This window comes from Lelliottia sp. AC1, from assembly GCF_023278595.1.
GTDB lineage: Bacteria > Pseudomonadota > Gammaproteobacteria > Enterobacterales > Enterobacteriaceae > Enterobacter > Enterobacter nimipressuralis.
On sequence record NZ_CP025699.1, the window covers coordinates 1,067,760 to 1,085,418 of the forward strand.

Sequence of the window (17,659 nt, forward strand, 5' to 3'; positions counted from 1 at the left end):
CAGGGCAAAAAAAAGCCGGGTTATCATCACCCGGCTTGTTCATATCAGCGTGCTTACCAGACGTAAGTCAGCAGATTGTGTGAATCAGGCACCATAAAGTCGACGGACATCATCACGGACAGGGAGGTGATAGCGACAATCGAGAACACAAACAGCTTACGTGCCCACACTTTATCGTCTTCCACTTTGTACCCGCGCAGCGCCATACCGAGCCACCAGACGCTCACCGCAGCAGCCACCACCAGATATTTGTATCCAGCGTAGCCTCCGAGAGAGAGCATCAGCGTCGCCACAGCGAAGGCGATGATGTACAGCGTGATGTGATTCTTGGCGACTGAAATACCTTTCACGACCGGCAGAACCGGGATGTTCGCTGCCTGATAATCCTTGAAGCGGAAAATCGCAATGGCGTACGAGTGCGGCATCTGCCACAGGCTAAAGATAGCCAGCAGAATCAGCGCACCGCTGTCGAACTCGTTCGTGACGGCGCAGTAGCCAATCACCGGCGGCGCAGCGCCGGAGAGAGAACCAATCAGCGTACCGTAGACGGAGTGACGTTTCATATACAGGCTGTAAACGCCCACATACACCACGAAACCCATCACCCCCAGCCAGCAGGCCAGAGGGTTGGCACCAAACCACAGCAGCATAAAGCCAGCAAAGCCCAGCAAGGTGGCGTACACCAGCGAGACGGCAGGAGATATCAGGCCTTTGACAAGCACCCGATTCTTGGTCCTTTCCATCTTCCTGTCGATATCCATGTCGATGTAGTTGTTAAATACACAACCGGACGCAACCACCAGTGACACGCCAATCAACGTGGATGCGAAGAGGGTGTAGTCAATGCTGCCCTTAGAGGCCAACAGGAACCCTCCGATCACGGAGATCAGGTTGCCAAAGATGATGCCTGGTTTCGTTACTTGCAGGTATTGCTTAAACATACTCGCCGCTCTTAGTGAACCATCATGTTGTAGTTCAGGTTCCACATAATCCAGATGGAACCGACTACCAGGATAGCGATGATAATCACGGTAAAGATGAAGGCCGTCATGTTCCAGCCCTCATCGGATTTGGTGTTCATGTGCAGGAAGCAAACCAGATGCACCAGAATCTGCACCACAGCGGAGATCAGGACAGTGCCCAGAATCACCGTGTGAGAAGCCGTTCCGCTCATCACCATCCAGAACGGGAGCGCCGTCAGGATGATCGACAGGATGAAACCTGTCATATAGGTTTTCACGCTACCGTGGGAAGCGCCATGATCGTTAGTATGACTCATTACATCGCCCCCATCAGATAGACAACCGAGAACACGCAGATCCACACCACGTCCAGGAAGTGCCAGAACAGACTCAGGCACATGATACGGGTGCGGTTAGTATTGGTCAGGCCGCGACGATAAACCTGGAACATCAGCACCGCCATCCAGATCAGACCAGATGTTACGTGCAGACCGTGGGTCCCTACCAGTGCGAAGAACGCTGACAGGAAGCCACTGCGATCCGGGCCCATGCCTTCAGCAATCAGGTGATGGAATTCATAGAGTTCCATCCCGATAAATCCAGCACCAAACAACCAGGTCAACGCCAGCCAGGAGACAACCTGGCTCTTGTTGTTTTTGTACATGGCGATCGCCGCCATGCCGTAGGTGATGGAGCTGAAAAGCAGCAGAGCGGTTTCAACCAGAACGAACGGCAGCTCGAAAATGTCCTTGCCAGTCGGGCCGCCCGCTGTGCCGTTCACCAGAACGGCATAGGTCGCGAACAGACAGCAGAACAGAATGCAGTCGCTCATCAGGTAGATCCAGAAGCCGAAGACTTTCATCGGCCCTGTATCGTGGTGCGCGTGGTCATGCGCATGGGCAGTTGGGTGCGCCAAAGTATCAGTTGCCATTTTTCAGCCCCGCTTTAGAAATCTCATCGAAATGCTGGTTTTCCAGTTTTTCGACTTCACGGACTGGTACGTAGTAGTCCACGTCCTCGTCAAAGCTCTTCACAATCCAGCTAATGATCACGCCAGCGAAGCTCGCGATCGCCAGCCACCAGATGTGCCAGATCATGGCGAAGCCAAATACCGTTGCGAAGGCGGCAATCACAATGCCCGCACCGCTGTTTTTCGGCATGTGGATCTCTTCGTAATGCTCAGGTTGCTTGTACGCTTCGCCTTTCTCTTTCATTTCCCAGAATGCGTCGCGCTCATGGATCTGCGGCACAATGGCAAAGTTATAGAACGGAGGCGGGGAAGAGGTTGCCCACTCCAGCGTACGGCCACCCCATGGGTCACCGGTCAGGTCACGGTTCTGCTCGCGGTCGCGAATAGAGACGTAGAACTGAATCAGCTGGCATGCGATACCCATTGCAATCAGTACCGCACCACAGGCTGCAACAACCAGCATTGGGTGGAACTGTGGATCAATCTGCTGGCTCAGGCGACGGGTCATACCCATGAAGCCGAGCACGTACAGCGGCATGAAGGCCACGAAGAAACCAACGATCCAGAGCCAGAACGCGCGTTTGCCCCAGGTTTCGTTCAGCGTGAAGCCAAACGCTTTAGGCCACCAGTAAGTTACGCCAGCGAAGCAGCCGAAGACGACGCCGCCGATGATAACGTTATGGAAGTGCGCAATCAGGAACAGACTGTTGTGCAGAACGAAGTCAGCACCTGGCACCGCCAGCAGTACGCCGGTCATCCCACCTACAGAGAAGGTGACGATGAAGCCGATGGTCCACAGCATTGCTGAGTGGAACACGATACGGCCCTGATACATGGTGAACAGCCAGTTGAAGATCTTCACCCCGGTCGGGATGGCGATAATCATGGTGGTAATACCGAAGAAGGCGTTTACGTTCGCGCCCGCACCCATGGTGAAGAAGTGGTGCAGCCAAACGATGAACGACAGGACGGTAATACACACGGTTGCCCACACAAGTGAGGTGTAACCAAACAGGCGTTTACGCGAGAAGGTCGCGGCGATTTCGGAGAACACACCGAAGACCGGCAGAACCAGGATGTACACTTCAGGGTGACCCCATGCCCAAATCAGGTTGATGTACATCATCATGTTGCCGCCCATATCATTCGTGAAGAAATGGGTGCCCAGATAACGATCCAGGGTCAGCAACGCGACGGTAACCGTCAGAATTGGGAAGGAGGCAATAATCAGGATGTTGGCGCACAGAGATGCCCAGGTAAATACCGGCATCTTGAACATGGTCATGCCTGGGGCACGCATCTTGATAATGGTCACGAAGAAGTTAATACCGGTCAGGGTCGTACCGATACCGGAGAGCTGAATCGCCCAAATCCAGTAATCGACGCCTACGCCTGGACTGTATTCAATTCCCGAAAGCGGCGGGTAAGCCAGCCAGCCGGTCTGTGCGAATTCGCCCACACCCAGTGACAGGTTAACCAGGATAACGCCGACAACCGTGAACCAGAAGCTCAGGTTGTTCAGGAACGGGAACGCTACGTCGCGCGCGCCGATTTGCAGCGGCACAACCACGTTCATCAGACCGATAACCAGCGGCATCGCCACGAAGAAGATCATAATCACGCCGTGCGCGGTAAAGATCTGGTCGTAGTGGTGCGGTGGCAGGAAGCCGGCCTCACCTGCCGAAGCAAGTGCCTGCTGGCTACGCATCATGATTGCATCGGCAAAGCCACGAATTAACATGACGATACCGACGATGCAGTACATGATACCGAGTTTTTTGTGGTCAACCGAAGTCAGCCACTCATTCCACAGGTAGCTCCACTTACCGAAGTAAGTGATCAGGCCCAGTAAGGCCGCGCCACCAATGATAATTGCAGCAATCGTAACCACGATAATCGGTTCATGGTACGGCACTGCATCCAGTGTCAATTTTCCGAACATTTTCTTCCTCGGCCCCTTAGTGAGAGGTTTCCGCGTGGCTCATGTCCATGCCTTCCATACCTTCGTGCGAGCTGTGCTCACCTTCTGGCTGAGTCATGTTCATGCTCTTCCCGTGGTCCATAAATTTGTTCACAACGTCTTTAAACAAATCAGGTTTCACGTTAGAGAAGTACTCCACCTTGTTGTATTCGCTAGGTGTTGCCACTTTCTCGAATGCCGCCATGTCAGACATGGTGTTAGTAGACTGTTTCGCTTTTGCGACCCACTGGTCGAAAGCGGCACGGTCCGGCGTCGCGATAGCTTTGAACTTCATACCTGAGAAGCCCGGGCCACTATAGCTGGCGGAGATACCGTCGTAGGTGCCTGCTTCATTCGCGATCAGGTGCAGGTTTGTCTGCATACCGGCCATCGCGTAGATCTGGCTGCCCAGACGCGGAATAAAGAAGGAGTTCATCACGGAGTTAGAAGTGACTTTGAACTGCACCGGAGTGTTCGCCGGGAAGGCGATTTCATTCACGGTAGCAATGCCCTGCTCCGGATAGATGAAGAACCATTTCCAGTCCATGGAGACCACTTCAATGGTAATCGGTTTTTCATCGTGAACCAGCGGTTTGCTCGGCTCAAGCGCGTGAGTGGTTTTCCATGTCAGCACGGCAAGGAACAGGATGATCAGGATAGGCACCGTCCAGACCACAGCTTCCACTTTATTGGAGTGTGACCAGTTAGGGCTATACTTCGCATCTTTATTGCTCGCACGGTACTTCCAGGCGAAACCAACTGCCATCAAAATGGCAGGAATAACGACAATCATCATCAGGCCGAAGGCCGTCAGAATCAGTGAACGTTGTTCCAGTCCAATCTGTCCTTTGGGGTCGAGAAGCGCAGAATCACAGCCACTGAGTAAAACAGTGCCTGCAAATAACGACAACCATCCCAAACTTTTATTGTATTTCCTAAGTGTCATTTAACGACCTCAATTCCACGGGGACCTGGTGGCGTTTAAAGTGTGGGGGCATTTTACGGGAAGGTTACATTACTGTAAACATCATTAGCCCTGTGTCAGGAAGGTGTTACCGGGTTCTGCCGCACGTGTCACATGTGTTGCAAATTATGTCTATTTTTAAGACAAAAGCCCGATGGTACGGGAGTTATAACGAAAGGGCTTACAAGGATACCGCAAACGGGGCAATTGGTATAACCATTGTTAAAAATAAACAATAAATTAACAAAAAAGCATCAATTAAAAGACAATTGAAATACGAAAATTTAATCTGCCAGAAGCTGAATCGTTTAACGAAAAATAGCGAAGCAGGGGAGGTTCCAATAATTTCCGGAACCTATCCAGCACAAAACAACAAATATTTTTTCTGGCCGAGGTCGGTTATTTCTCCGTTATAATTTCGTGTCGTTATTACCACGGTAAATAACCTTTCGGTTTTAGCTTCAGGTCAGCCGCGTTTTACGCAGTGCCATGAAATCGAGAAGACCCCCGGTGACAATCCCGATGACAGCAAGTAACCCGCCGACGTCCAGCAGGATTGCTTCAAACGGCAGTTCAAGTGACGTGGAGGCGTTGATAATCAACAGGATCAGCCACAGCGCCAGCATCACACAGCCGACCAGCAACAGCCGCAGGGCAAAACGATAAGCGCCCTGATATTCTGTGCGCGGCATAAAGTGATCCGTCTTCTGGGTATATTCCAGCGTCTGTCGGCAGACGAGCAGCAATAATATTCCTGGGACCGCGGCAAAAACGGAGAACAGATAAAATGTCGGCCAGCCGTGCGCTTCGACAAACCAGCCTGCAATCGGCCCGACATACACCCGACCGACAGCGGATAGGGCAGAGAGCAGCGCAAACTGTGTCGCGGAAAACGACTTATTGCAGAGCGTCATTAACAGGGCGACAAATGCTGCTGTCCCCATCCCGCCGCACAGGTTTTCAAAGAACACGGCGGCAGCCATGCTGAACATCTGTTTATCGGTAATAGAGAGCAGCCAGTAACCGGCGTTGGAGACGCCCTGCAAAATGCCGAAAATCAGCAGTGCGCGGAACAGCGACAGACGCTGCATCAACACGCCGCCATACAGCGCGCCTAAAATGGTTGCGAACAGACCCAGCGTTTTATTCACCACGCCGACTTCACCTGCATCAAACCCCACACCGCGAATCAGGAACGTGGTGGTCAGGCTCATGGCAAACGCGTCGCCGAGCTTATAAAGGACAATCAGCAGTAAAATCAGCCAGGCATTGTTGCGCCCAAAGAAGTCCCGCAGCGGTTCGGCGACGGCCTGCTCGAGCGTGCGGGGAACCGGGATAACATCGCTCGGTTCAGGGGCAAAAAAGGTCGCAATAATGCAAGGGATAAGCAGGGCGGCCATCAGCCAGTACATCCCCTGCCAGCCGAGATAGCAGTCGGCCAGCCACAGAGCTAACCCGCCGGACACCAGCATCCCCAGGCGATAGCCCAGAACGCTAATCGCCGCGCCGGTCCCGCGCTCTTCTGCCGGTAGTACATCCGTTTTCCAGGCATCAAAAACGATATCCTGCGAGGCTGAACAGAAGGCGATCACCACCGCCAGAGCGGCCATCCAGCGTAATTGTGTTGACGGCTCCAGGAACCCCATCGCGGCGATCGCCAGCAACAGCAGAATCTGAGTCATCACCAGCCAGCCACGGCGTCTGCCGAGGAATGGCGGGGTATAGCGGTCCATCACCGGCGACCATAAAAACTTAAAGACATAGGCCTGGCCGACAAGTGAGAAGAACCCAATGGTTTTGAGATCGATATTCTCGACCGTCATCCAGGCCTGAAGCGTGCCGGACGTGAGGGCGAGAGGTAAACCGGAGGCGAAACCAAGGATCAGCAATATCGCTGATTTTGGCCGCTGGAAAATACGCAAGTAATGACTGGACATGTTTCTATATGACTGACCCGGCGAAGCGCCGGGTCAGTGTGCGGGATTAACGCGCGTTCTGCTTGATGAATTCGTGAATGCTGGTGTCCTGCGCCATGTCGGCGATGGTATCCGTCAGCACGCTATTCACTGCGTTAGCAATGTTCTGGTTGGAGGCCTGGAAGGCACCTTCAACCGAGTAGCTTGCACGATAGTTTTTGTTCATCTTGTTGCCGTTCTTCGCGGTGGCGATGATGGCGATATCCGCTTTGGTGGAGATATTGTAACGCACGTTGCCCTGAGAAACGTCGGCATACAGATTGTTGACAATGATCTGCAGATCAACAGCACCGCTTGGGCCAACCATATAACCGCGAGCGGTCATCTGTTTTTCCAGCACTTCCTGCAGCAGGAAGCGCAGGTCGCGGGAAGCGGTCAGCGTCACCTGCTGGTTGTCGCGAGTCACTTTCGCCAGCGCTTGATCCTGACGCTGATCGGCACCGTTAATACTCACGGTGACGCCCATCAGGCTTGGGTCCTGCTGTGGCAGGGTAATTTTTGGCGAAACGTCAATGGTGGTCGGCGGAGTGGCGCAACCAGCCAGCATGAAGAGAGCTACCAGCGGAAAGAAGAGTTTTTTTAACATTTCAGGTTCTCAACGGATCGTTAGCATATACAGAGAAAAATTGCCGCCATCATAACATCGCTAACGGCAAGGGGAAGTGGTCAACGCATGTAAATTCATCGTCTTGTCTGAAATCTGACCACCACTGACATTTTCTTTACTGCACCAGGGACAAAACGTATGAGGGAGACAGTGAACTTCATCCATTTGAATGAGGAAATCAGACGAAAGCTAAATATTTGTTGTCTTGATGTAATGGAAGCGGTAAAAGCGGCTAACATTTAAAGGGATGGGTGACATCTCAGCGTTGTCAGAGGAGTAATATCATGATGATACGTGAACAGATCGAAGAAAAACTAAGGACAGCGTTTAATCCCGTGTTCCTCGAAGTTGTCGATGAGAGCTACCGTCATAACGTGCCGGCCGGTTCTGAAAGCCATTTCAAAGTTGTACTGGTTAGCGACCGCTTCGTAGGGGAACGCTTCCTTAATCGTCACCGTATGATCTACGGAACGTTGACGGAAGAACTCTCCTCCACAGTGCATGCGCTGGCCCTTCATACCTACACCATTAAGGAGTGGGAAGGGTTGCAGGATACGATCTTCGCCTCACCACCTTGTCGGGGTGCGGGAAGCATCGCGTAATCGATCCGGGTTGCAACCGCTGGAGTTTTTCCAGTATGTTGCATACAGAATGATGTCAAGACGGCCTGCGGGCCGTTTTGTTTTGTCTGCGTTTTGAACGTGTGGGGCGAATTTTAGGCCAAAAATAGCCTTAAATTGTGAAAAAAGCCGCAGCTAGATGCCCCAACCGTTCTCGACTCACCCAAGTGATGCCGCTATAATGCCGCGTCTTAATGAATGTCTTCGGGATGATTCTGGCGACAGGGAATGTGAATCTGCTAAATAGTGAGCATCCCGGTATTGCGAGACAAATTCAGAGTTGACCGAGCACTGTGATTTTTTTGAGGTAACAAGATGCAAGTTTCAGTTGAAACCACTCAAGGCCTTGGCCGCCGTGTAACGATTACTATCGCTGCTGACAGCATCGAAACTGCTGTGAAAAGCGAGCTGGTCAACGTAGCAAAAAAAGTACGTATTGACGGCTTCCGTAAGGGTAAAGTACCGATGAATGTCGTTGCTCAGCGTTATGGCGCTTCTGTTCGCCAGGACGTGCTGGGTGACCTGATGAGCCGCAACTTCATTGATGCCATCATCAAAGAAAAAATCAATCCAGCCGGCGCACCGAACTACGTTCCGGGCGAATACAAACTGGGCGAAGACTTCACCTACTCCGTAGAGTTCGAAGTTTACCCAGAAGTTGAGCTGAAAGGTCTGGACACCATCGAAGTTGAAAAACCAATCGTTGAAGTGACCGACACCGACGTTGACGGCATGCTGGATACTCTGCGTAAGCAGCAGGCGAACTGGAAAGACAAAGACGGCGCTGTTGAAGCAGAAGACCGTGTCACCATCGACTTCTCCGGCTCTGTAGATGGCGAAGAGTTCGAAGGCGGCAAAGCGACTGACTTCGTACTGGCGATGGGCCAGGGTCGTATGATCCCAGGCTTCGAAGACGGTATCAAAGGCCACAAAGCGGGCGAAGAGTTCACCATCGACGTGACCTTCCCTGAAGAATACCACGCTGAAAACCTGAAAGGTAAAGCAGCGAAGTTCGTTATCAACCTGAAGAAAGTTGAAGAGCGCGAACTGCCAGAACTGACTGAAGAGTTCATCAAACGTTTCGGCGTTGAAGATGGCTCCGTAGCCGGTCTGCGTGCAGAAGTGCGTAAAAACATGGAGCGCGAGCTGAACGGCGCCGTGCGTAACCGTGTGAAATCTCAGGCTATCGAAGGTCTGGTGAAAGCGAACGAAATCGACGTTCCTGCAGCACTGATTGACAGCGAAATCGACGTTCTGCGTCGCCAGGCTGCACAGCGCTTCGGTGGCAACCAGCAGCAAGCGCTGGAACTGCCTCGCGAACTGTTCGAAGAGCAGGCTAAACGCCGCGTTGTAGTCGGTCTGCTGCTGGGCGAAGTGATTCGTACCCACGAGCTGAAAGCTGACGAAGATCGCGTGAAAGGCCTGATCGAAGAGATGGCTTCTGCTTACGAAGATCCGCGTGAAGTGGTTGAGTTCTACGGCAGCAACAAAGAGCTGATGGACAACATGCGCAACGTAGCCCTGGAAGAGCAGGCTGTTGAAGCGGTTCTGGCTAAAGCAAAAGTGACTGAAAAAGCCACTTCTTTCAACGAACTGATGAACCAGCAGGCGTAATTCTGCCCCAACGGTTTAAAGTTTGAACAAAAACCCGTTGCCATTTGGTAACGGGTTTTTTTTATCGCAGTAATAGCCCAGGAAGAGTGCTAAAACGCCCTTTCAGTGTTAGCGTTACACCAAAAGATTGTTATGCTTGAAATATGGCGATGCCGTCCCCATAAGTGTGTAATCACGATGAATGAGACTGGCTGATAATCCGTCCATAAGGTTACAATCAGTACAGCAGGTATTTTCCAATTTTTATCCAGGAGACGGAAATGTCATACAGTGGCGAACGAGATAACTTTGCACCCCATATGGCTCTGGTGCCAATGGTTATTGAACAGACCTCTCGCGGTGAACGTTCTTTTGATATCTATTCCCGTCTGCTCAAGGAACGCGTTATCTTTCTGACCGGCCAGGTGGAAGACCATATGGCGAACCTGATCGTGGCGCAGATGCTGTTCCTGGAAGCGGAAAACCCGGAAAAAGACATTTACCTGTATATTAACTCCCCTGGCGGCGTGATCACTGCCGGGATGTCCATTTATGACACCATGCAGTTCATCAAGCCTGACGTTAGCACCATTTGTATGGGGCAGGCGGCATCGATGGGTGCGTTCCTGCTGACCGCAGGGGCAAAAGGCAAACGTTTCTGTCTGCCAAATTCCCGCGTGATGATTCACCAGCCGCTGGGCGGATACCAGGGCCAGGCGACAGACATTGAAATTCATGCGCGTGAAATTCTGAAAGTGAAAGGGCGCATGAATGAACTTATGGCGCACCACACGGGTCAATCACTTGAGCAGATCGAGCGTGATACCGAGCGCGATCGCTTCCTCTCCGCATCAGAGGCAGTTGAGTACGGCTTAGTCGACTCCATTTTGACCCATCGTAATTGATGCCCACGGCGCGAGTGTGCCGCTATACTAAGGTAGGCGGCATTTTGCTTCACAGTAACTTGCGTCTGAGAATGGCATTTGCGTCGTCATGTGCGGCACAAAGAACTTAAAAAGAGGTTTGGACTCATGACAGATAAACGCAAAGATGGTTCGGGCAAACTGCTGTACTGCTCTTTTTGCGGCAAAAGCCAGCATGAAGTGCGAAAACTGATTGCCGGGCCGTCCGTGTATATCTGCGACGAATGTGTCGATTTATGTAACGACATTATCCGCGAAGAGATTAAAGAAGTAGCGCCTCATCGTGAGCGCAGCGCATTGCCGACTCCGCACGAGATCCGTCATCATCTTGATGATTACGTCATCGGCCAGGAACCGGCGAAAAAGGTGCTGGCAGTTGCAGTGTACAACCACTACAAACGTCTGCGTAACGGCGATACCAGCAATGGCGTTGAGCTTGGCAAAAGTAACATTTTGCTGATCGGCCCAACGGGTTCCGGTAAAACGCTGCTGGCCGAAACGCTGGCACGTCTGCTGGATGTTCCGTTCACCATGGCTGATGCTACCACGCTGACCGAAGCCGGTTACGTGGGTGAAGACGTTGAAAACATCATTCAGAAGCTCCTGCAGAAGTGTGACTACGACGTGCAGAAAGCCCAGCGCGGTATCGTATATATCGATGAGATCGACAAAATCTCTCGTAAATCCGATAACCCGTCCATCACCCGTGACGTATCGGGCGAAGGCGTGCAGCAGGCTCTGCTGAAGCTTATCGAAGGTACGGTTGCCGCCGTTCCACCGCAGGGTGGACGCAAACATCCGCAGCAGGAGTTCTTGCAGGTCGATACCTCTAAGATCCTGTTCATCTGCGGTGGCGCGTTCGCAGGGCTGGATAAAGTGATCGCCAACCGTGTTGAAACCGGCTCCGGCATTGGTTTTGGCGCGACGGTGAAAGCCAAGTCCGAGAAAGCGAACGAAGGCGAACTGCTGTCGCAGGTTGAGCCAGAAGATTTGATCAAGTTTGGTCTGATTCCTGAATTCATCGGTCGTCTGCCGGTAGTGGCAACGCTGAATGAGCTGAGTGAAGATGCGCTGATTCAGATCCTGAAAGAGCCGAAAAATGCGCTGACCAAGCAGTATCAGGCATTGTTCAATCTGGAAGGCGTGGATCTGGAGTTCCGTGACGAAGCGCTGGTCGCTATCGCGAAGAAAGCGATGGTCCGTAAAACGGGTGCGCGTGGTTTGCGCTCAATCGTTGAAGCGGCGCTGCTCGACACCATGTACGATTTACCGTCCATGGAAGATGTCGAAAAAGTGGTGATCGACGAATCCGTTATCAGCGGCCAATCTAAACCAATGCTGATGTATGGCAAACCGGAAGCCCAGCAGGCGTCTGGCGAATAATTAGCCAAATCATACAAGCAGTTAATCAAAAAGGGGGGATTTTATCTCCCCTTTTATTTTTCCTTATTCATAGCGTTGAATGTGTGGGAAACATCCCCATATACTGGTTACATGTTTATGGTTGTGTAACACAGTGACATGACCTGCTTACCTGGCGGACACTAAACTAAGAGAGAGCTCTATGAATCCTGAGCGTTCTGAACGCATTGAAATCCCCGTATTGCCGCTGCGCGATGTGGTGGTTTATCCGCACATGGTCATACCCTTATTTGTAGGGCGGGAAAAATCTATCCGTTGCCTTGAAGCCGCCATGGATCATGATAAGAAAATCATGCTGGTGGCGCAGAAAGAAGCATCAACGGATGAGCCGGGTGTAAACGATCTTTTCACCGTCGGGACCGTGGCCTCTATTTTGCAAATGCTGAAGCTGCCTGACGGCACCGTGAAGGTGCTGGTAGAGGGCTTGCAGCGTGCGCGTATCACTACGCTTTCTGACGATGGCGAACACTTCTCTGCCAAAGCGGAGTACCTTGAGTCGCCACAGCTCGACGAGCGCGAGCAGGAAGTGCTGGTGCGCACGGCGATTAGCCAGTTTGAAGGCTATATCAAGCTGAACAAAAAAATCCCACCAGAAGTGCTGACGTCGCTCAATAGCATCGACGATCCTGCGCGTCTGGCGGACACCATCGCTGCACACATGCCGCTGAAGCTGGCTGATAAACAGTCCGTGCTGGAGATGTCCGACGTGAACGAGCGTCTGGAATATCTGATGGCGATGATGGAATCCGAAATCGACCTGCTGCAGGTTGAGAAACGCATTCGCAACCGCGTCAAAAAGCAGATGGAGAAATCCCAGCGCGAGTACTATCTGAACGAGCAAATGAAAGCCATTCAGAAAGAGCTCGGCGAGATGGACGACGCGCCAGACGAAAACGAAGCGCTGAAGCGTAAGATCGACGCGGCGAAAATGCCGAAAGAGGCAAAAGAGAAAGCCGAAGCAGAACTGCAGAAGCTGAAAATGATGTCTCCGATGTCGGCTGAAGCGACCGTGGTTCGCGGCTATATCGAATGGATGGTACAGGTACCGTGGAATGCCCGTAGCAAGGTCAAAAAAGACCTGCGTCAGGCGCAAGAGATCCTTGATACCGACCACTACGGCCTTGAGCGCGTCAAAGACCGTATCCTTGAGTATCTTGCGGTTCAGAGCCGTGTGAACAAGCTGAAAGGCCCGATTCTGTGCCTGGTAGGGCCTCCTGGTGTGGGTAAAACCTCTCTGGGTCAGTCCATCGCCAAAGCTACCGGACGTAAATACATCCGTATGGCGCTCGGCGGCGTGCGTGATGAAGCGGAAATTCGCGGTCACCGTCGCACGTACATCGGCTCCATGCCGGGTAAACTGATTCAGAAAATGGCGAAAGTGGGCGTTAAAAACCCGCTGTTCCTGCTCGATGAGATCGACAAAATGTCTTCGGACATGCGTGGCGATCCGGCGTCTGCTCTGCTTGAAGTGTTAGATCCAGAACAGAACGTGGCGTTCAGCGATCACTATCTGGAAGTGGACTACGATCTCAGCGATGTGATGTTTGTTGCGACCTCCAACTCCATGAACATTCCGGCTCCGCTGCTGGATCGTATGGAAGTGATCCGTCTGTCCGGTTACACCGAAGACGAAAAACTGAACATTGCCAAGCGCCATCTGTTGTCGAAACAGATTGAGCGTAACGCGCTGAAAGAGAGCGAGATTACGGTCGACGACAGTGCGATTATCAGCATTATTCGTTACTACACTCGTGAAGCGGGCGTGCGTAGCCTTGAGCGTGAAATCTCTAAACTGTGTCGTAAGGCGGTTAAACAGCTTCTGCTGGATAAATCCCTGAAGCACATCGAGATCAACGGCGACAATCTGCACGAATATCTGGGCGTACAGCGCTTTGATTATGGCCGTGCCGATAACGAAAACCGCGTGGGCCAAGTGACCGGTCTGGCATGGACGGAAGTGGGCGGCGATCTGCTGACCATCGAAACCGCCTGTGTGCCAGGCAAAGGCAAGCTGACTTACACCGGTTCTCTGGGCGAAGTTATGCAGGAGTCCATTCAGGCAGCGCTGACCGTGGTCCGTGCGCGTGCGGAGAAGCTGGGTATTAATCCAGACTTCTACGAAAAACGCGACATTCACGTCCACGTTCCTGAAGGGGCTACGCCGAAAGACGGCCCAAGTGCCGGTATCGCGATGTGTACCGCGCTGGTCTCCTGTCTGACGGGTAACCCGGTTCGCGCTGATGTGGCGATGACGGGTGAGATCACGCTGCGTGGTCTGGTGCTGCCGATCGGTGGTTTGAAAGAAAAACTGCTGGCTGCACACCGCGGTGGTATTAAAACCGTATTGATCCCGCATGAGAACAAACGTGATCTGGAAGAGATTCCTGACAATGTAATCGCCGATCTGGATATCCATCCGGTGAAACGCATTGAGGAAGTTCTGAGCCTTGCGCTGCAGAATGAGCCCTCTGGAATGCAGGTCGTAACCGCAAAATAGTGACCTCGCGCAAAGAGCGCTAAGAAAAACAAGGCTGACAGGTGATTTCTCACTTGCCAGCCTTTTTTTGTATAGCTAATTTAGATTGCTGATTGGGTTAGCCATCAACAACGGGTGTTGTAAGGTCATGGCAGGCCTGATATAACTGCTGCGCGGTCGCGTCGTGAAGGATTCAGGCGCGATATAAATTATAAAGAGAGGAAGAGAACAGTGAATAAATCTCAACTGATTGACAAAATTGCTGCGGGTGCTGATATCTCTAAAGCTGCGGCTGGACGTGCGTTAGATGCATTAATTGCCTCTGTAACTGAATCTCTGCAATCCGGGGATGACGTTGCGCTGGTAGGTTTTGGTACTTTTGCTGTTAAAGAGCGTGCTGCCCGTACTGGCCGCAACCCTCAGACCGGTAAAGAGATCACCATCGCTGCCGCTAAAGTGCCAGGTTTCCGTGCAGGTAAAGCACTGAAAGACGCAGTAAACTGATCGCTTTCTCGTTCAAGGGAAGTTGAAAAGTACAAGGGCGCATCATTTGATGTGCCTTTTTTGTTTGTCCAGCGCGACTTTATGCGAGTTTATGCGCGTTGTGGGCTGACATTTACCCCGGTTTCTTGTCACAATACAACCTTACGCGCTGCGGTCAGGATTTTCCCCAGCGTGAGGTCACCAGTCACCTACAGCGGAGTGTGGTTTCACCATGATGGACAACTTACGCACGGCTGCTAACAGTCTCGTGCTCAAGATTATTTTCGGTATCATTATCGTGTCGTTTATTTTGACCGGTGTGAGTGGATACCTGATTGGCGGTAGTAGCAACTACGCCGCGAAAGTGAATGGCCAGGAAATCAGCCGCGGGCAGTTTGAAAATGCCTTTGCCGGGGAACGTAATCGCATGCAGCAACAGCTGGGCGAACAGTTCTCTGAGCTTGCAGCGAACGAAGGCTACATGAAAACCCTCCGTCAGCAGACCGTGAATCGTCTTATCGACGAAGCGCTGCTCGATCAGTATTCCCGACACCTGGGGCTGGGCATTAGCGATGAGCAGGTCAAAAAGGCCATTTTCGCGACCCAGGCTTTCCAGTCTAACGGTAAATTCGATAACTCCCGCTACACCGCCATCGTCAATCAGATGGGGATGACGCCGGATCAATACGCTCAGGCGCTGCGTAATCAGCTGACCACACAGCAACTGATTAACGCGGTAGTCGGTACCGATTTCATGCTTAAGGGCGAAACCGACGAGCTGGCAGCCCTGGTGGCTCAGCAGCGTGTCGTTCGCACCGCAACGATTGATGTCAACGCACTGGCGGCAAAACAGTCAGTCAGCGACGACGAGATCAAAGCCTACTACGAGCAGAACAAAAACAACTTCACCGCACCTGAGCAGTTCCGTGTGAGCTACATCAAGCTGGATGCCGCAGCGATGCCGGAAACAGCGTCTGACAGCGAAGTACAGTCTTACTACGACCAGCACCAGGATCAGTTCACTCAGGCGCAGCGTAACCGTTACAGCGTCATTCAGACCAAAACTGAAGCCGATGCTAAGGCGGTTGTCGACGAGCTGGCTAAAGGCGCCGACTTTGCGACACTGGCCAAAACGAAATCCACCGACATCATCTCTGCGAAAAACGGCGGTGATATGGGCTGGCTGGAAGACGCTACCACACCAGACGAGCTGAAAAACGCGGGCCTGAAAGAGAAAGGCCAGCTGTCCGGTGTGATCAAATCCTCTGTCGGTTTCCTGGTGGCGCGTCTGGATGATGTCCAGCCTGCTAAAACTAAACCGCTGGCTGACGTTCGCGATGATATCGCCGCGAAAGTGAAGCAAGAGAAAGCGCTGGATGCGTACTACGCGCTGCAGCAGAAAGTGAGCGACGCGGCAAGCAACGACAACGAATCTCTGGCGGGTGCTGAGCAGGCTGCTGGCGTGAAAGCCGTAGAAACGGGCTGGTTCGGTCACGACAACCTGCCTGAAGAGCTGAACTTCAAACCGGTTGCCGATGCCATCTTCAACGGTGGTCTGGTGGGTGAGAACGGTACGCCGGGCAGCAACTCTGACATCATCACCGTTGACGGCGATCGTGCGTTTGTTCTGCGTATTGCGGAGCATAAAGCCGAAACCATCAAACCGCTGGATGCTGTGAAAGATCAGATTGCTACTCTGGTCAAACACACCAAAGCTGAACAGCAGGCGAAGCTGGATGCAGAAAAACTGCTGGCTGAGCTGAAAGCAGGTAAAGGTGATGCGGCGCTGAAAGCGGCGGGTCTGAGCTTCGGTGAGGCGAAAACCCTGAGCCGTACAGGTCAGGATCCGGTGAGCCAGGCGGCGTTTGGCCTGAGCCTGCCTGCGAAAGACAAACCGAGCTTTGGTACGGCGTCTGACATGCAGGGCAACATCGTTCTGCTGGCGCTTGACGAAGTGAAAGCAGGCACCATGCCGGAAGAGCAGAAAAAAGCGATGGTTCAGGGCATCACCCAGAACAACGCCCAGATCGCTTTCGAAGCACTGATGAGCAACCTGCGCAAAGACGCTAAAATCAAGCTGGGCGATATCATCACGCAGCAGCAGTAATTACGGCGCTGCTCGCAGATTTTCGCAACGCACTGCAATATTTAAAGGCCGCTTACGCGGCCTTTTCCATTTCTGAAATCTGCTGTTTGTTGTTGTTTTTGAGGGCGGGTATTGTGGCTTCGCTGTCAACAAACAAGGAGAAAACAGCATGAAACATGGAATCAAAGCACTATTAATGACGCTTGCGATCGCCACAGCGGGGATGAGTTTTAGCGCACTGGCGGCGACACCGGCAGCGAAAGCGCATACCGTTGCGACGACGGCTGAAGCCACCACGCCGGACGCGGCAGCTTCCCAGCCTAAGGCGACCGCCAGCAATAAAGCGACCGACGACGAAGGTACTAGGGTCAGCATCAACTCTGCCTCGGCAGAGGATCTGGCGCGCGTCATGAATGGCGTTGGGCTGAAAAAAGCGCAGGCCATTGTCGGCTATCGTGACGAATACGGTCCGTTTAAAACCGTCGATGATTTGAAGCAGGTACCGGGGATCGGTAACGCGCTGGTTGAGCGCAACCTCACGCACCTGACACTGTAATCACACAATAACTTGCACAGTGGCAAAATTTTGCCAGGATAAAGAGGTCATACCAGTTATG

15 protein-coding genes are annotated in these 17,659 nt (G+C 52.4%); 8 read left to right on the forward strand and 7 right to left on the reverse strand.

All coding sequences use genetic code 11. From position 1 onward, the window contains the following. Positions 1 to 53: 53 nt before the first annotated feature. From cyoE to C0560_RS05025, 7 genes are all read right to left on the reverse strand, one after another. A complete protein-coding gene (gene cyoE / locus C0560_RS04995) occupies positions 54 to 941 on the reverse strand; it encodes a heme o synthase (RefSeq protein ID WP_100777411.1) in 888 nt (295 codons plus the stop codon). 11 nt (positions 942 to 952) lie between these two features. Continuing rightward, positions 953 to 1,279: a cytochrome o ubiquinol oxidase subunit IV gene (locus tag C0560_RS05000; RefSeq protein ID WP_100777410.1), complete on the reverse strand. Its 327-nt coding sequence runs from the start codon at positions 1,277 to 1,279 to the stop codon at positions 953 to 955. After that, positions 1,279 to 1,893: a cytochrome o ubiquinol oxidase subunit III gene (locus tag C0560_RS05005; protein WP_095280996.1), complete on the reverse strand. Its 615-nt coding sequence runs from the start codon at positions 1,891 to 1,893 to the stop codon at positions 1,279 to 1,281. Before C0560_RS05005 ends, C0560_RS05000 begins: the two co-directional genes overlap by 1 nt. Next, positions 1,883 to 3,874 carry a cytochrome o ubiquinol oxidase subunit I gene (gene cyoB, locus C0560_RS05010; protein ID WP_100777409.1) on the reverse strand — a complete coding sequence of 664 codons (1,992 nt, stop codon included), beginning with the start codon at positions 3,872 to 3,874 and terminating at the stop codon, positions 1,883 to 1,885. Before cyoB ends, C0560_RS05005 begins: the two co-directional genes overlap by 11 nt. Before the next feature lie 16 nt (positions 3,875 to 3,890). Then, positions 3,891 to 4,838, reverse strand: coding sequence for a cytochrome o ubiquinol oxidase subunit II (cyoA, locus tag C0560_RS05015; RefSeq protein WP_100777408.1), 948 nt, complete (start codon positions 4,836 to 4,838; stop codon positions 3,891 to 3,893). A gap of 479 nt (positions 4,839 to 5,317) precedes the next feature. Continuing rightward, positions 5,318 to 6,793: a muropeptide MFS transporter AmpG gene (gene ampG / locus C0560_RS05020; protein ID WP_248859751.1), complete on the reverse strand. Its 1,476-nt coding sequence runs from the start codon at positions 6,791 to 6,793 to the stop codon at positions 5,318 to 5,320. 46 nt (positions 6,794 to 6,839) lie between these two features. Beyond that, entirely contained in the window at positions 6,840 to 7,418 is a 579-nt protein-coding gene (locus C0560_RS05025; protein ID WP_100777406.1) for a lipoprotein, read from the reverse strand. A 305-nt stretch (positions 7,419 to 7,723) separates the two neighbouring features. Here C0560_RS05025 and bolA point away from each other — a divergent pair, with 305 nt between their 5' ends. From bolA to C0560_RS05065, 8 genes are all read left to right on the forward strand, one after another. Then, positions 7,724 to 8,041, forward strand: a complete 318-nt coding sequence (bolA, locus tag C0560_RS05030) for a transcriptional regulator BolA (protein ID WP_100777405.1) — start codon at positions 7,724 to 7,726, stop codon at positions 8,039 to 8,041. Positions 8,042 to 8,374: 333 nt separating this feature from the next. Continuing rightward, positions 8,375 to 9,673 (forward strand): trigger factor, encoded by a 1,299-nt coding sequence (gene tig / locus C0560_RS05035; protein WP_100777404.1) that lies wholly within the window; start codon positions 8,375 to 8,377, stop codon positions 9,671 to 9,673. A gap of 260 nt (positions 9,674 to 9,933) precedes the next feature. Continuing rightward, complete coding sequence (gene clpP / locus C0560_RS05040; protein WP_003021624.1) at positions 9,934 to 10,557, forward strand: ATP-dependent Clp endopeptidase proteolytic subunit ClpP; 624 nt, start codon at positions 9,934 to 9,936, stop codon at positions 10,555 to 10,557. 126 nt (positions 10,558 to 10,683) lie between these two features. Further along, the gene (gene clpX, locus C0560_RS05045) at positions 10,684 to 11,958 is read left to right on the forward strand and encodes an ATP-dependent protease ATP-binding subunit ClpX (RefSeq protein ID WP_095281003.1); all 1,275 of its coding nucleotides are present in this window, start codon (positions 10,684 to 10,686) and stop codon (positions 11,956 to 11,958) included. 181 nt (positions 11,959 to 12,139) lie between these two features. Beyond that, the gene (gene lon, locus C0560_RS05050; RefSeq protein WP_100777403.1) at positions 12,140 to 14,494 is read left to right on the forward strand and encodes an endopeptidase La; all 2,355 of its coding nucleotides are present in this window, start codon (positions 12,140 to 12,142) and stop codon (positions 14,492 to 14,494) included. A gap of 210 nt (positions 14,495 to 14,704) precedes the next feature. Next, positions 14,705 to 14,977, forward strand: a complete 273-nt coding sequence (hupB, locus tag C0560_RS05055; RefSeq protein WP_010428111.1) for a nucleoid-associated protein HU-beta — start codon at positions 14,705 to 14,707, stop codon at positions 14,975 to 14,977. A gap of 211 nt (positions 14,978 to 15,188) precedes the next feature. Beyond that, positions 15,189 to 17,063, forward strand: coding sequence for a peptidylprolyl isomerase (ppiD, locus tag C0560_RS05060; protein ID WP_248859752.1), 1,875 nt, complete (start codon positions 15,189 to 15,191; stop codon positions 17,061 to 17,063). Positions 17,064 to 17,211: 148 nt separating this feature from the next. Next, entirely contained in the window at positions 17,212 to 17,598 is a 387-nt protein-coding gene (locus tag C0560_RS05065) for a helix-hairpin-helix domain-containing protein (RefSeq protein WP_248859753.1), read from the forward strand. Positions 17,599 to 17,659 lie beyond the last annotated feature (61 nt).

Excerpts from the sequence above, each read along its gene's own strand:
- cyoE (WP_100777411.1), bottom strand. The coding sequence starts at position 941 with ATGTTTAAGCAATACCTGCAAGTAACGAAACCAGGCATCATCTTTGGC.
- C0560_RS05000 (WP_100777410.1), bottom strand. The coding sequence starts at position 1,279 with ATGAGTCATACTAACGATCATGGCGCTTCCCACGGTAGCGTGAAAACC.
- C0560_RS05005 (WP_095280996.1), bottom strand. The coding sequence starts at position 1,893 with ATGGCAACTGATACTTTGGCGCACCCAACTGCCCATGCGCATGACCAC.
- cyoB (WP_100777409.1), bottom strand. The coding sequence starts at position 3,874 with ATGTTCGGAAAATTGACACTGGATGCAGTGCCGTACCATGAACCGATT.
- cyoA (WP_100777408.1), bottom strand. The coding sequence starts at position 4,838 with ATGACACTTAGGAAATACAATAAAAGTTTGGGATGGTTGTCGTTATTT.
- ampG (WP_248859751.1), bottom strand. The coding sequence starts at position 6,793 with ATGTCCAGTCATTACTTGCGTATTTTCCAGCGGCCAAAATCAGCGATA.
- C0560_RS05025 (WP_100777406.1), bottom strand. The coding sequence starts at position 7,418 with ATGTTAAAAAAACTCTTCTTTCCGCTGGTAGCTCTCTTCATGCTGGCT.
- bolA (WP_100777405.1), top strand. The coding sequence starts at position 7,724 with ATGATGATACGTGAACAGATCGAAGAAAAACTAAGGACAGCGTTTAAT.
- tig (WP_100777404.1), top strand. The coding sequence starts at position 8,375 with ATGCAAGTTTCAGTTGAAACCACTCAAGGCCTTGGCCGCCGTGTAACG.
- clpP (WP_003021624.1), top strand. The coding sequence starts at position 9,934 with ATGTCATACAGTGGCGAACGAGATAACTTTGCACCCCATATGGCTCTG.
- clpX (WP_095281003.1), top strand. The coding sequence starts at position 10,684 with ATGACAGATAAACGCAAAGATGGTTCGGGCAAACTGCTGTACTGCTCT.
- lon (WP_100777403.1), top strand. The coding sequence starts at position 12,140 with ATGAATCCTGAGCGTTCTGAACGCATTGAAATCCCCGTATTGCCGCTG.
- ppiD (WP_248859752.1), top strand. The coding sequence starts at position 15,189 with ATGATGGACAACTTACGCACGGCTGCTAACAGTCTCGTGCTCAAGATT.
- C0560_RS05065 (WP_248859753.1), top strand. The coding sequence starts at position 17,212 with ATGAAACATGGAATCAAAGCACTATTAATGACGCTTGCGATCGCCACA.